Annotated in this window: 13 protein-coding genes; 4 read left to right on the top strand and 9 right to left on the bottom strand. The window is 61.9% G+C overall.

Annotated features, from left to right (window positions below):
* Positions 1-36: 36 nt before the first annotated feature.
* Together C495_RS16790 and C495_RS16785 are read right to left on the bottom strand one after the other, a co-directional pair.
* A complete protein-coding gene (locus tag C495_RS16790) occupies positions 37-2,010 on the bottom strand; it encodes a hydantoinase B/oxoprolinase family protein (RefSeq protein ID WP_008165104.1) in 1,974 nt (657 codons plus the stop codon).
* Between the two features lie 2 nt (positions 2,011-2,012).
* Positions 2,013-4,037, bottom strand: coding sequence for a hydantoinase/oxoprolinase family protein (locus tag C495_RS16785; RefSeq protein WP_008165101.1), 2,025 nt, complete (start codon positions 4,035-4,037; stop codon positions 2,013-2,015).
* A 186-nt stretch (positions 4,038-4,223) separates the two neighbouring features.
* Between C495_RS16785 and C495_RS16780 the strand changes: the two genes are divergently transcribed.
* Complete coding sequence (locus tag C495_RS16780) at positions 4,224-5,657, top strand: amidase (protein ID WP_008165099.1); 1,434 nt, start codon at positions 4,224-4,226, stop codon at positions 5,655-5,657.
* Positions 5,658-5,710: 53 nt separating this feature from the next.
* Here the strand turns inward: C495_RS16780 and C495_RS16775 are convergent, their stop codons facing one another.
* Both C495_RS16775 and C495_RS16770 read right to left on the bottom strand, forming a co-directional pair.
* Positions 5,711-7,543, bottom strand: coding sequence for a hydantoinase B/oxoprolinase family protein (locus C495_RS16775; protein WP_008165098.1), 1,833 nt, complete (start codon positions 7,541-7,543; stop codon positions 5,711-5,713).
* A complete protein-coding gene (locus tag C495_RS16770; protein WP_008165096.1) occupies positions 7,540-9,639 on the bottom strand; it encodes a hydantoinase/oxoprolinase family protein in 2,100 nt (699 codons plus the stop codon). Before C495_RS16770 ends, C495_RS16775 begins: the two co-directional genes overlap by 4 nt.
* Positions 9,640-9,767: 128 nt before the next feature.
* On the opposite strand from C495_RS16770, the gene C495_RS16765 reads away from it, so the two are divergent.
* Entirely contained in the window at positions 9,768-10,973 is a 1,206-nt protein-coding gene (locus C495_RS16765; RefSeq protein WP_008165095.1) for an acyl-CoA dehydrogenase family protein, read from the top strand.
* 1,144 nt (positions 10,974-12,117) lie between these two features.
* Here C495_RS16765 and C495_RS16760 read toward each other — a convergent pair.
* The 3 genes from C495_RS16760 to C495_RS16750 form a co-directional block, all read right to left on the bottom strand.
* The gene (locus C495_RS16760; protein ID WP_008165093.1) at positions 12,118-12,855 is read right to left on the bottom strand and encodes an aspartate/glutamate racemase family protein; all 738 of its coding nucleotides are present in this window, start codon (positions 12,853-12,855) and stop codon (positions 12,118-12,120) included.
* 70 nt (positions 12,856-12,925) lie between these two features.
* On the bottom strand, positions 12,926-14,368 hold the full coding sequence (locus C495_RS16755; RefSeq protein ID WP_008165092.1) for an acetyl-CoA hydrolase/transferase C-terminal domain-containing protein: 1,443 nt from the start codon (positions 14,366-14,368) through the stop codon (positions 12,926-12,928).
* Complete coding sequence (locus C495_RS16750; RefSeq protein ID WP_008165089.1) at positions 14,365-14,931, bottom strand: MaoC family dehydratase; 567 nt, start codon at positions 14,929-14,931, stop codon at positions 14,365-14,367. Before C495_RS16750 ends, C495_RS16755 begins: the two co-directional genes overlap by 4 nt.
* A 287-nt stretch (positions 14,932-15,218) precedes the next feature.
* Between C495_RS16750 and C495_RS16745 the strand changes: the two genes are divergently transcribed.
* Positions 15,219-15,875, top strand: coding sequence for an SHOCT domain-containing protein (locus C495_RS16745; protein ID WP_008165088.1), 657 nt, complete (start codon positions 15,219-15,221; stop codon positions 15,873-15,875).
* Between the two features lie 18 nt (positions 15,876-15,893).
* Here the strand turns inward: C495_RS16745 and C495_RS16740 are convergent, their stop codons facing one another.
* Positions 15,894-16,655, bottom strand: a complete 762-nt coding sequence (locus C495_RS16740; protein WP_008165086.1) for a polysaccharide deacetylase family protein — start codon at positions 16,653-16,655, stop codon at positions 15,894-15,896.
* Between the two features lie 183 nt (positions 16,656-16,838).
* On the bottom strand, positions 16,839-17,612 hold the full coding sequence (locus tag C495_RS16735) for an ABC transporter permease (protein WP_008165083.1): 774 nt from the start codon (positions 17,610-17,612) through the stop codon (positions 16,839-16,841).
* A 210-nt stretch (positions 17,613-17,822) separates the two neighbouring features.
* Here C495_RS16735 and C495_RS16730 point away from each other — a divergent pair, with 210 nt between their 5' ends.
* Positions 17,823-19,595 (top strand): TCP-1/cpn60 chaperonin family protein, encoded by a 1,773-nt coding sequence (locus C495_RS16730; protein ID WP_008165081.1) that lies wholly within the window; start codon positions 17,823-17,825, stop codon positions 19,593-19,595.
* Positions 19,596-19,668 lie beyond the last annotated feature (73 nt).

Genomic DNA, 19,668 nt, shown 5'->3' with positions numbered 1-19,668 from the left:
TTTCGTCGCGTCACCGACAGGTCGAGAGGAAGGCGTTCAGCGCCACTCGGCCACGGCTCGCCGCTCGAGCATCTCGCGGAACTGGGCCGTCGTGCGCCCGAGGAGTTCGCCGGACTCCCACTCGAGGATCACGCCGTACCGTCGGACGAGATCCAGCTGGTCGAGTTCGCCTGCGCGGTACCGTTCGGCGACCGACTTGGGGTCTTCCTCGAGCCAGCCCTCGCGGTGCTCGCGGATGTGGTCGCGTTTTGCCGCCGTCGCTTCGTAATCGATCTCGTACTCGCACAGATCTGGATCGATCGCGTCGATCACCACACCGTAATCTTTCGCTGCGCGTTCGATCGAGACGTAGTCGTCGATGACGTCCTCGCGGACCGCGTCGGGGTCGCGCTCGAGCGGATCGCCAAAGCCGCCACCGCCGGAGGACGGTCGGGTGAACTGATCGCCAGTCTCGATTGGCCTGTTCGAGAACACGGTCCCGAGGTCTTTGGGATCCCCGTCTGCACGCGTGAGGGTAACGCCGTGGGGCACGCCCGGCAGGCCGCCGTCTAACCCCCACGTGACCGAGTACGCCCGGTCGGAACAGTAGGAGATGACACTGTTTTCACACTCGAGCAAGCGCCCACCTTTCTCGACGCCACAGCCGCCACGGAACTCCCCGGGGCCGGCCGAATCCGTGACGATCGAGTGTTGGCTCGTCAACAGCGGTGTGTCCCGCTCTTGACCCTCGAGCGACTGGACGGCCAGTCCGGCACCGAAAACCGGCGCAGTCGCGTTCGCGCCGTCTAAGCCGTCGCGACCGCCCCAGCCGCCGGCCATCCAGTCGTACCACATGAACTCCTCGCCGTCGCGGTCGGGGCGACGATCCGTCCCGCCCGAAAGGAGGTACTCGAGGTTGAAGGCACAGGCCATCGCCCGTTCCGGAAGCACTTCCGACCACATCTCGAAGATGGCGTTCATCACCTTCTCGTATGCCCCCGCAACCGACCCCGTGACGGGGACGGGCTCGGGGGCGTTGACCACGGTTCCTTCTGGAAGCGTCGCGTCGACGACACGGTACATTCCCGAGTTGAGCGGTACATCCGGGAAGAACATCTTCGTCCCGGCGATCACCGCCGAAAACGACGTCCCATACGTGGAGTTCAGGAAGTTGCCGATGTAGTCGTCCGATCCCGAGAGGTCGTAGTGTACTTCGTCGTCGTCGATCGTCATCTCGACGTCGATCGTGACGAACCCCTCTTCGTCCGCCGGGTCGCCGTCGATGTAATCCTGCGTTCGCCACGTGCCGTCTGGCAGTTCGCGAATCCGTTCGCGCATGATCCGTTCGACGTAGTTTTTCGACTCGTCGAACGCCGTTTTGACGGTGTCGATGCCGTACTTCTCGACGAGTTCGAGCAGGCGCTCCTCGGCGATTCTGGTCGCTTCGGTCTGGGCGCGCAGGTCGCCCATGCGGTCCTCCGAGAGGCGCATGTTCGTCACTAACAGGTTGGCGACGTCGTCTTGGAACTCGCCGCGGTCCCAGATTTTCAGCGGCGGAATCCGGAGGCCCTCGGCGAAGTGACTGTTCGCCTCGATGTTGAACGAGCCCGGCGACGGGCCACCGACGTCGGCCCAGTGACCGTTCGATTGCGTGACGGCGATCAGTTCGTCGTCGTAGAACACGGGCCGCATGATCCGGACGTCGTTGATGTGTGTCGCCCCGAGATACGGGTCGTTGACGATGTAGACGTCGCCCGGGTTGATGTTCCCCTCGAAGTACTCGAGGGTCTCCTTGCAGGTGTAATGCAGCGTGCCGACGTGGACGGCGATGTCCTGTGAGCCCTGCATTACCGTATTCCCTTCCGCGTCGTTCAGGCAGTTACTGAAGTCGCGGTTGTAGATCACGAACGAGTAACACGTTCGCTGGATCTGTTCGGCCATCCGGTCGACGAGGTTCGTAAACGAACTCCGCAGAACTTCGAACGTGACTGGATCGAGGTCGATATCCGTGTGTGCGTCGGTCTGTGACATGGTTAGATTTCGATGATCAGGTTCCCCGTCTGCTCGACTTCCACGCTGGCCTCGGGGGGAACGACCACGGTGGAGTCCATCTGTTCGACGATCGCAGGGCCGCTGAACGTCGCCCCGGCACCCAGTTGCTCGCGCTGGTAGAGATCCGTCTCGATGAATCCGCCCGCGTCCTCGAAGTAGACCTCTCGAGTGCCGAGGTGAGCGCCCTCGACGCTGCCCGATTCGATTTCGGGGAACGACGGCTTCTCGACGAGACCGCGTCCCGTGACACGAATCCCGTAGATTTCAACGGTCGCATCGCGGTCCGAGTAGGCGTAGACGCGCTCGTGTTCTTCGTGGAACCGTTCGCGGATCTCATCGACGCTCTCGATCGGCAGCGAACAGGGCACGGCCAGCGATCGCCACTGGCCTGCATAGCGCATCTTTACCTCGTGCTCGAGGCGGATCTGGTCGTCTTCGATCTCTTCGGCGCGCAGTCGCTCGAGGATCTCCGATTCGACCTCGGCGAGCGTCGCTTCCAGGTCGTCGGCGATCTCCTCGGTTGCGTTCGCGACGAACGTCTTCGAGAGGTCGTGTTCGACGTCGACGAGCAGACAGCCCAGCGCGGAGTTGATTCCGGGGTACGGCGGGACGATAACGTTCGGAATGTTCATCTCGCGGGCGACGTGGGCCGCGTGCATCGGGCCGGCGCCGCCGAAGGCGACGATGGCGAAGTCACGGGGATCGTACCCTTTGCTCGTCGAGACGAGTCTGACGGCGTTGCACATGTTTGCGATGGCGATCTGCTCGATCGCGGAGGCCGCCTCGGTGACGTCGAGGTCGAGCGGGTCGGCGACGTCGCGTTCGATTACGTCTCGAGATGGGCCAGCCGTGGCATCCATCTCGCCCCCGAGGAACTTGTCGGGGTCGACCCAGCCGAGCAACACGTTCGCGTCGGTTATCGTCGGCTTGTCACCCCCGCGCATGTAGCAAGCGGGGCCGGGGTCTGCCCCCTGACTGCGTGGCCCGACGCGAAGCGAGCCACCCTCGTCGATCCAGGCGATCGAGCCGCCGCCCGCGCCGATCGTCTTGATGTCCGTCGAGGGAAACATGATCGGGTAGCCGTACTCAACGGCCCACTCGTCGGTCATCTCGATGTCGCCGCCGTAAGTGAGCGAGACGTCGACGCTGGTGCCACCCATGTCGAAGCCGATCGCGTTGTCGAACCCGCACTGTTCGGCGATATACTGGCCGGCGATTGCCCCCGCCGTCGGGCCGGAGTTTGCGATCCGGGCCGCGTAGTAGGCGATCGCTTCGGTGGTCATCACGCCGCCGCCGGAGTGCATCGCGAGCACGTCGTTTTCGTAGCCGCGGGACTCGAGCTGGTCGGCGAGATCAGTCAGATACTCCCTGACGACCGGCACCAGCGCCGCGTTGACGATCGTCGTGCTCGTCCGCTCGTGTTCGAACATCTCGGGGAGGATTTCGTGTGAGCAACAGACGAACGCGTCGGGGTGTTCGTCCTCGACGATCTCCTGGACTCGCCGTTCGTGGTCGCCGTTGACGTAGGCGTTGATCAGCGAGATCGCGATCGTGTCGATGCTTCGCTTTTTGAACACCTGCACGACTTCCCGAACGTCGCCTTCGTCGAGCGGCGTGACGACTTCCCCGTTGTAATCGATTCGTTCGGTTACCTCGAGTCGATCCCGCCGCGTTACGTAGGGGTCTGCGACATCTGTATAAGCGTCCCAGACGTCTTCTTTGGTCGCATCGCGAATTTCGTGAACGTCGCGAAAGCCTGCGGTCGTGATCAGGCCTGTTCGCGGCAGGTCGCGCTCGATCAGGGCGTTGGTCCCGACCGTCGACCCGTGCGAGAAGAAGTCCAGATCGCTGATCGCCGTCTCCGCTTTGGTCAACCCGTTGATCACCCCCTCCGCGGAGTTGTCCGGCGTCGACGGCGTTTTCGTGATCTCGATACGTCCGGTCTCTTCATCGAAGATTATCAGGTCGGTAAACGTCCCACCGATATCGATACCCGCTCGAGTCATGGTACCATCTCACGCTGTAGAACACGGAAGGAGTATATAACGTTTTACTCGCCGGAATCGCTGCCTCCACGGCTGTCGATACGACTAAGCACATTGAGTGTCATTCGAACGCATGACTCGACGTGTCAGCGACCGCCGACAGTCCGGACAGCGCCGAGAACGAGTGCCCGACGGAGGTATCTGCCAATGACCGACTCCGACCTCGCCGAGATGCAGGCGCAGGCCGAACGCCTCGGCTTCGACCTCTCCGAATCGCTGCTCGAGGAGATCCTCGAGACGGCGACGGCTGGCGACTCGGAGGCGACGGAGACGATGACACCATCGGCCGAGGGTGTGGGCCACCGTGCTGACGACGACGAAAACGCCCTGCTCGCTGTCTTCGACGAACCACGCACCCGAACAGATTCGGGCCCACTCGCGGGGACGACCCTCGCGGTCAAAGACAACATTGCCGTCGCCGACCTCGAGATGACCTGTGGCTCGGCAGCCTACTCCGTCGTTCCGTCGGAGACAGCGCCGTCTGTCGAGCGCCTCCTCGAGGCGGGGATCGAACTCGTCGGCAAGGCCAACATGGAGCCGTTCGCGATGGGGCCGACCGGCGAGTTCAGCGACTTCGGCCACGTTACGAATCCGATCGATCCCGACATCGTCGCCGGCGGCTCCTCGAGTGGCAGCGCTGCGGCCGTCGCGGCCGGTACCGTCGACGTTGCACTCGGAACTGACACAGGCGGTAGCGTCCGCATTCCGGCGACCTGCTGTGGTATCGTCGGCGTCAAGTCCTCACATCGACTCGTCCCGCGGAACGGCTTCGTCGACTTCGCGCCCTCGCTCGATACGATCGGCCCGATGACGCGCGACGTCTCGACGGCGGCGAGCGCGCTCGCGGCTATGGCCGGTCCTGACCCTCGTGATCCGACAGCTGCTGATCGCACACTCGAGTTCGAGACGCTCGACGATTTAGACGACGCCGACGGGCTGACCGTCGGCATCCCGGAGACGCCGTTCGAGCGATCCTCGGACGAGGTCGCCGACGCCGTTCGGGCGGTCACCGACCGGCTCTCGACGCTCGGTATCGAGACCGTCCCCGTCGAACTGGATCTCGGCGACACCGAAGCGGCCTACCTGAACATCGGCGCGGCGGAGTTCTCGTGGCTCGTCTCCGGTAACGGCGTCACCAGAGGGCAAGGAACGGGCTACGACGAAGAACTGCGGCAGGCGTTCGCGGCTGCCCGCGAGGACGGCCTCGGCGAGCACGTCGCGAGACGCATTCTGCCGCCCGCGTTCCTCGACATGACCAGCGGTGGGGCAACGTACGCCGCTGCTCGAGCCGAAGGTATCGAGTTCACCACCCGACTCGAGGCAGCGTTCGAATCCGTCGACGCGCTCGTCATGCCGACGCTTCGCGTTCGGCCGCCAGCCGTCGAGACGGTGACGACGCGAGCGGATCTCATCCCGATCCTCGGCAACACGGCTCCGTTCAACATCGCCGGCACGCCGGCCGTCACCGTGCCCGTAACGTCGCTCGATGGGCTGCCGGTGAGTGCACAGGCGGTCGCCCCGCAGTTCGAGGACGGCCGGGCGCTTCGTGTGGCACGCGCACTCGAGCGCGTCGCTGACTGAGCTGGTTCGTCGCTCGAGCGCTCTCTATCTCGATCGTCAAAAATAATTGCCGACTACTCGTTTCGCAGTTCGTCCGTCGCCGCCGTATCGAGCGTCCCGTCTTCGATGACGACGCCGTACTCCTCGCGGGCGTCGGTCTCCGAAACCAGCCCGTCGAGATAGTCCTCGTAGACCGTGTCGGCTGGCCGCTCGTGTGGGTCACCGTAGCCGCCGCCGCTTGCCGTCTTGATGAGCACGCGGTCGTTGGCTTCGAACTTGTAGCCGGACTCCTTCGAGTGAAGATCAAGCACCTCGCCGTCGGCTTTGATGTGCTTCAGGTCGCCGTGAGTACCCTCGCCGCCGCCGAAGAGGCCGTGTGGGCGGTACGTGTTCCCGTCGCCTTCCATCGTCATCACGGCGTCCGTGAGGAACTGCGACTCGCGGACGATCCCGTGGCCGCCTCGAGTCCGCCCGGCACCGTGGCCGTCCTCCCGGAGCCCGTACCGTTCGACTCGCATCGGGTGGGAGAGTTCGATGTCCTCGACGGGCCGATTCTTCGTGTTGTGGACGAGCGCGTCGACCGCGTCGAGGCCGTCGGCTTCGGGCCGACCACCGTAGGAGCCTTCGTTGACCTCGAGGTAGACCCAGTACTCACCCTCGTCGTTCGTCCCGCCGTAGCTCACGAAGTACACCTGTCCGCAGGTGCCCGCACAGACCTTCTCGGGGATCGCATCCGCGAGCGCTTTGATGATGAGGTCGCTCATCTTGTCGACCTGATTGATGCGGGCGAACGCCGACGTCGGCGGCGTCGGGTTGAACATACAGCCGGGCCGGGCTTTCGGATGGACGGGGGCGAACGTCCCGGAGTTCTGTGGCAGATACTCATCGCGAACGAAAGTGTCCATCAGCAGCGACCGGATTGTGAAGTAGATACAGACGTCGGTCGAGCCGTGGAACGGAATGTTGTAGCCCGTCGGCGTCTGATCGGCCGATTTGCTCATGTCGACGGTGATGTCGCTGCCGTCGACGGTCACCTCCGCGGCGATCTTCAGGCGCTGGTCGCGGTTGCGCCCGTCGTCGTCGAGATAATCCTCGGCGTAGTACGTCCCGTCGGGGATCGTCCGGATCTCGTTGCGCAGGAGCGCTTCGGCGTACTCCATCAGCGCCTCGCCGGCCTGCTGGATCTCCTCGAGTCCGTACTTTTCGACGAGGTCGAGATACCGCTCCTCGCCGACGTGACACGAGGAAATCTGAGCCTGCAGGTCGCCGATAACCTCCCGTGGCGTCCGGACGTTGTCCTCAATGAAGTCCCAGATGCCGTCGACTCGTTCGCCCTGATCGTAGACTTTCGTCGCCCGGAACAGGCTCCCTTCCGCGTACATGTCCTCGAGGTCGATGGCGAGGCCGGGCGTTGCCGAGCCGATGTCGAGGTGGTGGGCCGTGTTCGCCGCCCAGGCGATGTGTTCGCCCTCGTAGAAGATGGGGACGGCGACGGCGATGTCCGGCGAGTGGCTTGCGCCGTAGTGAGGGTGGTTGTGGATGAAGACGTCGCCTTCGTTGATGATCTCCTCGCGGTCGACGCCGCGTTCCTCGAACGTCTTGTACATGCCGTCGAGGTAGCCGATCAGCGAGCCGACGTGCATCGGCGTCGAGTCGCTCTCACAGAGTTCGCGACAGTCGGTCGTGAAGATCCCCGCCCCCATGTCCTCGCTCTCGCGGATAATCGAGGAGTACGACGAGCGAATGAGTTTGTACCCCATCTCTTGGGCGATCGTATCGAGTTCGCCGCCGATGACCTGCATCGTCACCGGATCGATATCACGTTCGCGGAGAACGTCCGCCGCCGTCGTGTCGTCGTGTTCGTCGTCCGGTGCCGTCTGGTCCGTGTGGTCTGGATGTGTCGTCATCGTTCCTCCGTCGTCAGTATGATCGAGCCGTTCGTTTCGATCGTCGCCGTCCAGTTAGGGTTGACGACGACCGTGCTGTCGAACTCGTCGACGATCGCTGGCCCATCGATCTCGGTGCCGGCTGTCAGTTTTTCGCGCTCGTATCGTGGAACAGTTAGTTTCTCGGGGGCATCCGGGGTGCCGAAGACGACCGTCGACTCAGTCGTTTTGGCCGCCTCGAGCGCGCCGTCGGCTGCAATCTCTGGTGGCGCGTACGACTCGACATCGCCGATTGCGGTCACGCGGACGTTGAGCAGTTCGACCGGGTCGGCTTCGAAGTAGTGACCGTACTCGGCCTCATGTCGCTCCTCGAAGCGTTCGCGGAGTCTGGCGTGCCAGTCACCGTCGGTTCCGTCGAAGTCGATGTTCAACTCGTAGCCCTGCCCGTCGTATAGGCAGTCGACCGACGATCTGAACTCCCAGCGCGAGGGGTCGATCTCGTCGCGCTCGAGTTGCTCGCGGCCACGAGCTTCGAGTCGCTCGAATGCATCTTCGATAAATTCGCCGTCGACTTCCTCGAGCGGGCTGCTGATCGTCTGCTGGTAGTCGTATTTCACGTTCCCCGTCAAGAGTCCGCGAGCCGAGGCGATCCCCGGTGACGGCGGCACCAGCACCGTCGAGACCTCGAGTTTCTCGGCAATGCTCGCGCCGTGCATCGGCCCGGCACCGCCAAAAGCGACCATCGTGTACTCACGTGGGTCGTAGCCCCGCTGGACGGTCTGTTCGCGAATCGCCCGGTACATGTTCGTGTTCGCGACCTCGAGTGTCGCAAGCGCGGCCTGTTCCGGCGTCTCGAACTGTGCCTGATCGGTGCGAGCACACAACTGCGTCTGTAACGCCTCCCGGGAGCGCTCCGGCTCGAGGTCGAGGTCGCCGCCGAGGAAGCTGTCGGGGTCGATTCGGCCGAGGACGACCTGTGCGTCGGTCGTCGTCGGCTGGTCGTTGCCGCGAGCATAACAGGCCGGCCCCGGATTCGCGCCAGCGCTTTTCGGGCCGACGTTGAAGCCCATCGCGTCGTCGAACCAGGCGATCGAGCCGCCACCCGCGCCAATGGTTTCGATGTCGAGCATGGGCGTGATCGTCGGATAGCCGCCGACGGTGCTGTCTCGAGGATCGCGCTCGAGGACGCGCCCGGGGACTACAGAGATATCCGCACTGGTGCCACCCATGTCCAGCATGACGAGGTTCGGCTCGTCGACGTGTTCGCCCTCGAACGCCGCCGAAAGCACGCCCGCGGCTGGCCCGGAAACGAGCGTCGTGACCGGCCGTTCGGCGACGTTTTGCACGCTCGCCATTCCGCCGTTGGACTGCATGATGAGCACTTCGGCGTCGAAGCCCTCGTCGGCGAGACCATCGCTGAGCCGCGTCAGATACGTCGACATCACGGGCTCGAGGCGGGCGTTGACCGCCGTCGTCGTGAACCGCTCGAACTCCCGGAACTGGGCGACGACCTCGCTCGAGGTCGAGACGCTAACGTCGGGGAACTGCTCGTGAATGAGTTCTTTCGTCCGGTCTTCGTGCTCGCGATTGAGATAGGAGTGGAGATAGCAGACGGCGATCGATTCGACGCCGTCGGCGACGAGGTCGCCGGTTTGTTTCAGTACGGCGTCTTCGTCCAACGGGGTGATAACGTCGCCGGGCGGGTAGATTCGCTCGGTGACCTCTTTGCGGTGTCGTCGTTTGACGATTGGCTGTTCCTGCCAGGAGATCGTCTGCTGGAGAGAGAAACTGTGGGGTTTCCGATGCCGGCCGATATGCAACACGTCACGGAACCCGTCTGTCGTGAGCAGACCCGTTTTTGCCCCTTCGTGTTCGATCAAGGCGTTCGTCGCGACAGTCGTGCCATGAAGGATCTGATCGACGTCGGCCGGTTCGACTCCGGCGAGTTGACAGACTTCGACGATTCCGGTGAGCGTCGACTGCGATGGGTCCGCCGTTGAAGGGGTTTTGAACGTGAACTCGTCGTCCTCGGTGACGAGAATAACGTCGGTGTTCGTACCACCGACGTCGACGCCGACACGGGTCTCACTACTGCTGCCTGTACTCTTGCTAACCATACACAAACAGTCTCTCTCTGCTCGAGGATTTAATCGTTTCCCTCGGCCTGTGACCGATCTGTCGGCAGGGAACTACAAAATCGCTGAGAGGGCGTAGCTTTATCTGGACGAACTCAGAAGGAACAGTGATGGTCACAGTAGCGACGGATACCGTAGAGCTATCAGCACAGCAACAACTCGTCAGAGAGAGCATCCGTGATATCTGTAGCGAGTTCGACGACGAGTACTGGCGGGAGAAAGACCGCGCCGGCGACTACCCTGACGAGTTCGTCACGACGTTAGGCGACCACGGCTGGCTGGGTGTGCTCATCCCCGAGGAGTACGGCGGTGCAGGGATGGGAACCGCCGAAGTCGTCGTCATGATGGAAGAGATCGCGGCAAGCGGTGGCGGCTTTGCAGCAGCACAGGCGATCCATGGAGGGATTTACAACTCCGTGCCGATCGTTCGCCACGGCAGCGACGAACTGAAAGAACAGCTGTTGCCGGATGTCGCCGCTGGCGACGTGGCGATCCAGTCGCTTGGACTGACCGAGCCGAACGCGGGCTCGGATTCCACGTCGATCGAAACGGTCGCCGATCAACAGGGCGACGAATACGTCATCAACGGACAGAAGATCTGGACCTCACGGGTCGATGCGAGCGATTACCTGCTCGTCGTTGCTCGAACCACACCGAAATCGGACGCGGAAAAACGAACGAAGGGTATTTCGATGTTTCTCGTGGAAATCCAGCCTGCGATTGACGCTGGCACACTCGAGATACAGTCGATTCCAAAAACAGCCAGTAATGCCGTTCACGCCTACGAACTCTGGTTCGACGACCTGCACGTCCCCGCCGACAATCTCATCGGCGAGCGTGGAAACGGCTTTTATCATCTGTTGGATGGGCTCAACGAAGAGCGGCTGGTAATCGCAGCGGAGTGTCTCGGCCTCGGCGAGCTGGCGATCCAGAAAGGCGTCGACTACGCGAACGAGCGCGTGGTGTTCGACCGACCGATCGGGCAGAATCAGGCCATTCAACATCCCTTGAGCAAGGCCTACGCCGAAATTCAGGCGGCAAAGCAACTGACGTACAGCGCTGCGACCGCTGTTGAGGGTGAGTCGGGGGCTGCCGTCGGTGCACAGGCAAACATGGCGAAGTATCTGTCCGCTGAGGCCGCGTTTGCGGCCGCCGACGCTGCTGTTCAGGCCCACGGCGGCTTCGGTGTCGCACGCGAGTACGACGTCGAACGCTACTTCAGAGAAGCACGGCTCACTCGACTCGTCCCGATCACACAGGAACTCGTGCTCAACTACATCGGGGAGAACGTGCTGGACTTACCGCGGTCGTACTGATACTGTCGGACAGCCGTCAGTGAAACGTCGGTCGTCAATCAGTACGGCGTTTTTCTGCTCTCTCTGGCGTTCACTCTGTCGACCGTCTCATCCGATCGACTGCCAGCGAGTTCGGGCGATCATATATATTGTTCGCTATCGCCGGATTGAACCGTATCTCAGTGAGAGATTCAGACTCGAGCCCATGTCCGCTTCGAGTCGTCATCGGATCGATCTTGGCTTGTTGCCACACCACACGAAACTGGTGGCAGTAAAATAAATGCATTTTCTAAGAAAATAACTGCTATAGGACTACATATAAGGAACTTTCAGTACGTTATCTCGGTATACTTCTTTGACAATGCAAAATAGCCGAGTGATCAGCAAAACAGACACGGAATCCGGACACTCTCGAGAGTAAATATGTCAGATCAAGAGCAGTTGTATATAAAGTACGGTACTACTGAACACAGATAGCATGGCTCGATGTCCGAAAACCGAACGGCTGCGGGCTGATCGCTGTCGACAGCGGTCGAAATTCGAAGAGGAGTACCGAATCTGAGATCGTCTCCACCAATGGTATTACAACTGTATTATTGTAAATCCAGTCAGACGGTCACATACAGCATATGTTCGATCAGCTGCTGATCTGCTTGGCGCACCATAGTCTTACAATCGTATGGCCGTAATGCAAACGGCGGATACTGGCTATCATCGTTCATTGAAGGCGTGAAAATACCGAAACGGGGGCTGTTGTATATATAATCCGGCGTTGCCGAACAAGTGTTAGCAATCAACAAGAAATAGTCGCCACCGAACGGCAGTGCATACCCGATCAGTCGACTGCCATGCGACGGTGTCCAATCCGACCGTGTTTGCCACTCCTCTCCAGTCTCGAGTGCACTCGTTCGGTGCACCGGTCGGCAGTGTCGTGGGAACACAAACAGGAACGTGTCGTCAAGTGACGCGATTCACGCCCGGTCGTCAGACTACGTCTGACGGGCAATCAGGAATCAAAGATTTCTGATGACGGCGTAAACGCCGGGATTCTCCCGCTGTCTAAAGATCGTCGCCACTGAACGGCAGTGCACATCCGATCGCACGACAGCTGTGTGATCGGTGTGTAACCCGTTTCAGTCGGTACGATAACTGACCGAGGCCGGCCTTATCGCTGGTAGCGGTCTGGGTAACCGATGATCTCCTTCGACTCCGGTGGCTTATAGGTCCGGATCGTGCTCGTCTGCTTGCCCAGTTTGACGAGCGCTTCTGCGAGGACCGCACCTGCCCCGACGCTGTCGATGACAGGGACCGGGAGTTCCGCCTCGAGCGGGTCGTCGAGCCCGCCCATGCCGGCACAGCCAAGACAGATCACTTCAGCACCGTCTTCCTCGATCGCCTCCCAGCTCGCCTCGAGGAGCGCCTCCGCTGCCGCGTCACGGGTGTTTTCGGTTTCGACGACGGTCAACTCGGTACAGCGCACCGACGCGCAGTGGCCCTCGAGTCCCGTCTTCCGGACGGCTTCCTCGATAAAATCGCGCGCTCGGGGGAGGATCGTGACCACTGAGAAGTTCGCGCCCAGCATGTTCGCGACGTACATCGAGCCCTCGGCGATGCCGACGACCGGTTTATCGGTGACTTCTCGGCACGCATCGAGCCCCGGATCTCCCCAACAGGAGTTGACGAACGCGTCGTACTCCTCGTCGCCGTCTTCGGCTTTGAGGATTTCGTCGAGAATGCCTGGCACGGCGAGGTAGTCGTCGTAGTACGATTCGATACTGACCGGCCCACGCTCGGGCGAGACGGCAACGACTTCGGTCTCGTCGCTTGTGTACTTGTTCGCGACCGTGCCGATGTTCTCGGTCATCTCGAGTGTCGTATTCGGATTGATAGCTTTGATCTTCATAGCTCGCGCCACGACGAGAGGTTCACGGGAGCGAGCAAAGCTGTTTCTCCGGGCTACTGACAGCGAGCGGTCAGGACTGCCAGAAAAACGCCGACTCGAGATGATGCGGGATGTGGCCGCCGTTTGCCTCGCTCCGCTCGAGATATGCCTCGAGATCGTCGACGAACTGCGGGTGGGCGCACTCCTCGATGAGTAGCCGGCTACGCTCGCGTGGGGAACGTCCCCGCAGGTCGGCGATTCCCTGCTCGGTAATCACAACCGAGATGTCGTGTTCCGTGTGGTCGACGTGCGGACACATCGGGACGAGACAGGATGTCTCCGTCCCGTGTCTCGAGGGTAGTGTCGTAATCGTAAGCGGAGAATTGCGATTGAAATCGCCGCTGCCACCGACCCCGTTCAGGACGCGCGAGCCGCCGACGTGCGTCGAATTGACGTGCCCGTAGAGGTCGACTTCGACGGCGCTGTTGATCCCGACGACGCCAAAGCGGTCGATCAGCGCCGGGCTGTTCGAGAGCGCTGCCGTCCGGAGGATGACCGACTCGCTGTATCGATCGATGTCGTCGAACAGTCGCCGTTGCCCCTCCACGGAGAGCGCAAACGACGTCGCGCTGGCACCGGTGAGCGTCCCGTTCTCGATCATCTCGAGGAGACCATCTTGAAACACCTCGCCGTAGTAGTAGACGTCTCGATCGCCGAAGTCGATGTCCGACAGTGCACCCATGAGCGCGTTGCCGAGGCTGCCGACGCCGAACTGCAGCGCGATCCGATCGTCGAAGATCGAACAGCGCTCGAGTTCGGCCTCGAGAACCGTCGCGAGATTGGTTGCGATCTCTCGGTCGGTCGCCGACGGCTCGCGGAAGCTGTAGGGGTCGTCGGGCGTTTCGGTTTCGACGACGGCGAGGAGGGTATCCGTATCGAACCGAATCCGGGAGTCGCCGATCCGATCGGCTGGATGCTCGAGGGGGATCGGCTTCCGGTTCGGTGGCAGTTCGCGTTCGTAGACGTCGTGGAACCGGCCGATCTCACGAGGGATCGAGCCGTTGACTTCGATGATCAGTTTCGGTGCGGCTCGCACGTAGGCCGCCGTGTGGCCGATCGACAGCGACGGAACGAACCAGTCTGCGCCGACGGCCACCGCTTCGACGATCGCGACGTCGGGCTTCGGGAGATGTCCCAGCGCGACTTCGTCACCGACCGCCGAGATGAACCGATCCTGATAGGCGATCGTCCCGTCGTTGACAGCCTCCCGCGCCGCAGGTCGGGACTGGTATGGGTAGCGACGGGCGATTGCCCCTGTCTCGACGAGCGCCGTGTCGATCTCCTTACCGACGCTGCCGCCGCTGACGACCGTCAGTTCGAGGTCTCGGTCGTCGTCGGCGAGTGCCAGCGGCAGCGCCTTCGGGTAGCCGACCGCGCCGAACCCACTGACGGCGACGACCGCATCGCTGTCGACGTGGGAAGCGGCCGTCTCGACGTCGACCGGTTCGATCGCGCCCTCGAGTCTATCGCTCATTGGTCGGGTTCCGGCTGCGTGCCGATGCCCTCGGGCCAACCCGGCGGCTGTGCGGCCGAGGGCTCGGCGTGACTTCGTTTGAGCACCATCGGCGTTCGCTCGAGCGAGAGCACGAGCTCGTTGTCCTGATTGTACGCTCGGAGTTCGGTCGTGACGATCCCGACGTGGTCGCGGGACTCGAGTTCGCGTTTATGCAGGACCTCGCTTTCGGCGAAGATCGTATCGCCGTGATAGACGGGGTTGTGGTGTCGAATGTCGTCGTAGCCGAGGTTTGCGGTCGCGTTGACCGAGATGTCGATGACGCTCATCCCCACTGCGAGTGCGATGACGAACGTCCCGTCGACGAGTCGCTCGCCGAACTCCGTTTCGGCCGCGTAGGCCTCGTTGAAGTGCATCGGATTGAGATTCATCGTGACGTTCGTCATCCAGACGTTGTCCGTCTCAGTGACGGTGCGCCCGAACGGGTGTTTGTAGACGTCACCCACCGCGAAATCCTCGTAGTAGCGGCCGTGCCACCCCTCGACAATGTGCTTCTCGCTGTCCGTTGGTTCGTCTGCTGTCATAGATTGCTCTGGATTCGCTCGACGTGCTCTCGAGCAGCTGGCGGCTTCGCCTCCGTGCGAATCACCGGCTCTCTCTGCCGGCCGTCTCCGCGCTGTCACTGGCTGTCCGACAGTCTCGTCGATTGCGTTACTCCGTGTCGTGGGAGTGATACTCGTTCTCGTTGAATCGGTATAGCTGTTACTGCTGGGGACACGCACTCGCCGAGCACCGCCTACGACCCGTGGGCGGCAGTCTGTGAGTCGCCACGCGAGAACGTATATACGTCTCCGTGTCTTCCGCTGTGTGTATGCCAATCGACGACCGAACCGACGCCCGAGACGCCCCCGCAGCCGGCGGCGACGTGCTCGCCGAGCAGGCTGACGATGCGATCGAACGGATCGGCCTCGACGAAGCGGATCGGCGTGCCTTCCTCGAGCGGCTCGATGTCGACGAACAGATTCAACACGTCCTTCGCGGGCGGCTCATGGATTACGAGACGAATGATCCGGACCGCGAGCGTCGTGAGGAGAGCCGCACGCGCAAGATGGCAAGTCACGGTCGTGACCTGCTGACGGTCGTGACGAACCGGCGGCTGCTGGTCGTGGTCCAGCGAAACTCACCCGCCGATCACGAGTACCGATCGATCGCTGACGACGACATCACAACTGTATCACTCGAGACGGCAAACGGCAACCAGCGGCTGGTGATTCAGGGTGGGACCCGATACTACATCGACGTTGGACGAAGCTCGGCCGACGCCGCCAGCGCCGCCTCCACGCAGCTTCGCCAGCGGCTCGAGACCCAGCCGGCGGCCGAGCAGTCGACGGACGCCACGTCGGCTGCCGAACAGTCGGCTGACGACCCGCTCGAGCGCCTCGAGCGACTCGCAACCCTGTTCGAACAGGGATATCTCACGGAACGGGAGTTCGAGGCGAAAAAACGGGAGTTGCTGGATCGAATCTGATCGGACGCGGCCGGTCGATCAGTTATTCTCGCGGAATTCGGTGGCGACGGTGTCCATCTCTTCGAACTCGACATCGTCGTGGCTTTTCATGTGTTCGATCAGTTCCTCGAGTCGCGAGATGCGGTGGGCCTGTCCGATGACCTGTGGGTGCAGCGTCAGAATAAAGACGCCGTCGTCGACGTTCTCGTGCATCCAGTCGAACTGGTCGTAGTAGCGCTGGAAGAGCGAATCCTCGCTCACGTAGCCCATGCGGTGTGGGCGCGCCCACGTAAACGTCAGTGCTGGCCAGTCGTCGCGCTGCCACGAGACAGGGAGTTCGACGATATCCGTCGGTTCGCCGCGGTCGTACGGGCCGTCCTCGGGTGCGCTCCAGTTACCATAGAGCCAGTGGGGTTCGAAATCCGAGGCCATCTTGCTCGAGTCCCATTCGATGCCGACTTCATCTAAGATGTCGAGCGTGTTCGCCGAGTAGTCCCACGCAGGCGAGCGGTAGCCGGTGGGTTTGCGACCGGTGAGGTCGACGATCGAGTCGATTGCCCGTTCGACGTCTGCCATCTCGTCTTCTTTGGTGTCGTACGTTGCGGGTCCGGTGTGGCTCCAGCCGTGGTGTTGGATGTCGTAGCCGCGGTCCCACACCTCGGCGCTGATCTCCGGGAAGCTGTCGATCGTGTGGCCGGGGATGAACCAGGTCGCGGGAATGTCGTGTTTGTCGTGGAGATCGAGCAGGCGCGGAGCACCGACGTTGGCGCCATAGACGCCTCGAGAATGCCGTGTCGGCATATCCCAGGAGTCGTATGACCACAGCCACGTCGATACCGCGTCAAAGTCGTACGTAAGGCATACTTTGGACGTCATTGCGAATTCGAGTTCGAGAGGTATCTAAAAAGCCTTTTCTTATGTTTGGTTGATAGTATCACACATACTCTGGACTCCGGAAACGCATCACGGCGTTCCAAGACGCCGTCAGGACTGTCTGGACCCGTAGACGACGAGACCGCCTGCGACGAGCAGCAGGATCGTCGAGAACACCGTTGTCACGCTTCCGAGAGCGAACAGCTCCGGCGTTGCACGCTCCGCAGAGGCGATACTGAACACTTCCATCGGCATGGTTCGGTCACGGCCAACGAGGAGCAGTCCGCGTTCGGCTTCGTTGTACGAGAGCGTAAACGCGAAGACAGCTGCCCCGAGAACGGTCGGCGCGATCTGTGGCAACACGATCTCTCTGAACGTTGTCTTTCGATCCGCACCCATGACTCTCGCTGCCTCTTCGTTCTGTGCGAGGTTCGGTGGGAAGCCGGCGAGCAAGACGATGACGGCAAACGGGAGCGTCCAGACGACGTGGGCGGGTAGCGCAAGCCACATCGATCGGGAGAATCCAAGAACCTCGTTCAGAAGCAGCGTTGAGCCGACGCTGAACGCGATTCCCGGAGTGATGATCCCGAGCACGATCAGATACAAGAACAGTTTGCGGCCACGGAAATCGTAGCGGTATGCAAGCGCTGCGGCAGTACCCAGTATCGTCGTAATCACCGTTACGACGAGTGCAAGCTGGATCGACCGCATGACGGAGGTGAGAATCCCCCGATTGGAGAGCAACTCACTGTACCACGCCAGCGTAAACCCCTGATACGGCGGCGAGATCCCGCCTGCGTTGAACGAAAACACGATCAGGGAGATCATCGGCGCGTAGATGTACAGCGAAATCAGGATGAAATACGCTGCCAACAGCCGCTTCATATCGAACCACTGTACGAGCCGTGTTAACGCAGATTGCTCCACCTGCGTCTCAACCGAAGAGTGCTTTGTCGCCATCTACCCTGAGTACTGGTGGCATATGATATAAAGATACTGCGCATGACTCGTGTCAACATACTTGAATCGGCGACAGAACACGGCTATTCGTGGATAGGTTTTTATCCGCTGCCCGACGGAATGACAGTGTTACACATGGAAGACGGAACCGAAACTGGTGGGGAGTTACAGTTTCCACACGCAAACATCGTCGCTGCGCGAGCGGTAACCGGCGTTCTCGAGAGTTCCGTCGGCCCGCTGTCCCACGAGACGCTGATCACGGGCCGCTCGTCCACCGAGGATCGAGAGCCGGGAGAGCCAGAAACGCGAGTCGATACGGTTAGCAGCGACGGTGCGACGGTCCTCGAGGAGTTACCGATCGAGCACCCGATGGGGCCGATTATTCGCCGCCTCGTCGTGCCGGAACGGCCGGGAACGACCGATGTCGTCGGCGAACTCGTCCCTGATGGGGTCGGAACCACCGTGGTACTGCTCGGGGCGCTGTTGAAAGAGGGCGAGCGGCTGATCGAACGTGGCGTGCACCCGACGACTATCGAAGAGGGGTATAGTGCCGCCCTCGAGACGGTCGAACGCACGCTACAGTCGCTTTCGAAACCACTCGAGGAGTTCGACGATCCGACTGCTGCTGCCGAAATGGTCGCGCGCTCGGCGATGACGGGCAACGACATCGGTGGGGCGCGAGAGATCTGGGCAGCAGGTGCCGTCGAAGCGGCCGCGCAGGTCGGAATGCCCGACGAGGAGACCCTTGCCGTCCGTCAGATTCGATCAGGATCGATCGACGACTCGCGGCTCGTCTCCGGAACCGTCCTCGACCGAAACGAGATCTGTGACGAGCGGATGCCCCGTCGGATCGAGGACGCGAACGTGCTGGTACTCAGTGGGTTCAAACGCGGCAAAGCGAACGACGGCAAAACGGGTGGGCTGCAAGACCCTGACTTCCAGCAAGACGGCGAGCGGATTATCGTCGACTCGCCGGACGACATCGAGGCGTTCGACGACGTGTTCGTCCGCCGCCGCGAGCAGGTCGTCGCCGGTCTCGTTGACGCTGGTGTCGATGTCGTCGTAACCAGAACCGGAATCAACGACGCCTACCAGGAACTGCTCGTCGAACACGGAATCGTGGGCATCCGTGGCGTCAACCGGCTCAAACTCACACAGCTGGCACGGGCAACTGGTGCAACACCCGTCGTCGATTCGACTGATGTAACGCCGGCCGATCTCGGCTCCGCTGGCCTCGTCGAACAGCACGTCATCGATAAGCGACAGGGCCGCCGAAAGCGCCGGCGCATGGTCGTCTTCGATGACTGTCCCGACCCGGAGTCGGTGACGTTTCTCCTCCATGGTGTCCACGGCCAACTCGGCGAGCAGGCGGCGACGGAGGTCAGAAAAGCTGTCGCCGCGGTCGCAACGGCGACCGGCGAAACGGCTGCCCCAGCAGGGGTACTTCCCGGCGGCGGGGCGACGGAACTCGAGGTCGCACGCGAACTCCGTGCGGCCGCACTCGAGGCGGACGGACGGGCGCAACTCGCTTTCGAGGCCTTTGCCGACGCGACGGAGCGGTTCGTGTCGACGCTCGCCCGGAACGCGGGGATGGACCCGCTGACGACGCTGACGAACCTGCGAGAGGCGACCACGAATACGACGAACGGTACTGCGCCGGGACTCGTCTTGCCCACGAAAGAGATAGACGACGTCCTGGATGCTGGTGTACTCGATCCGACTGGCGTTCGACGACGGTGTTACCGCCACGCCGTCGATGTCGCGTTGCTCGTACTTCGCGTCGACGATGCGATCGATGCGACGTTTACCGACGAACCGACGGAGCCGGGCGATGCGATTTACGACGAGCACGCGGAACGCCATCAGGAGTACCTCGAGGAGCGGGACGATACGATCTGGCACCAGTGACGGCGGGCACTTTCGTTGGCGTTGGCTCTTCTTCGTTCGGGTTGCTTGGATCACTCACAGGCGCTGTGTTGGT

This window comes from Natronorubrum sulfidifaciens JCM 14089 (assembly GCF_000337735.1).
Lineage (GTDB): Archaea > Halobacteriota > Halobacteria > Halobacteriales > Natrialbaceae > Natronorubrum > Natronorubrum sulfidifaciens.
This window is presented reverse-complemented; position numbering and strand designations above follow the sequence as displayed.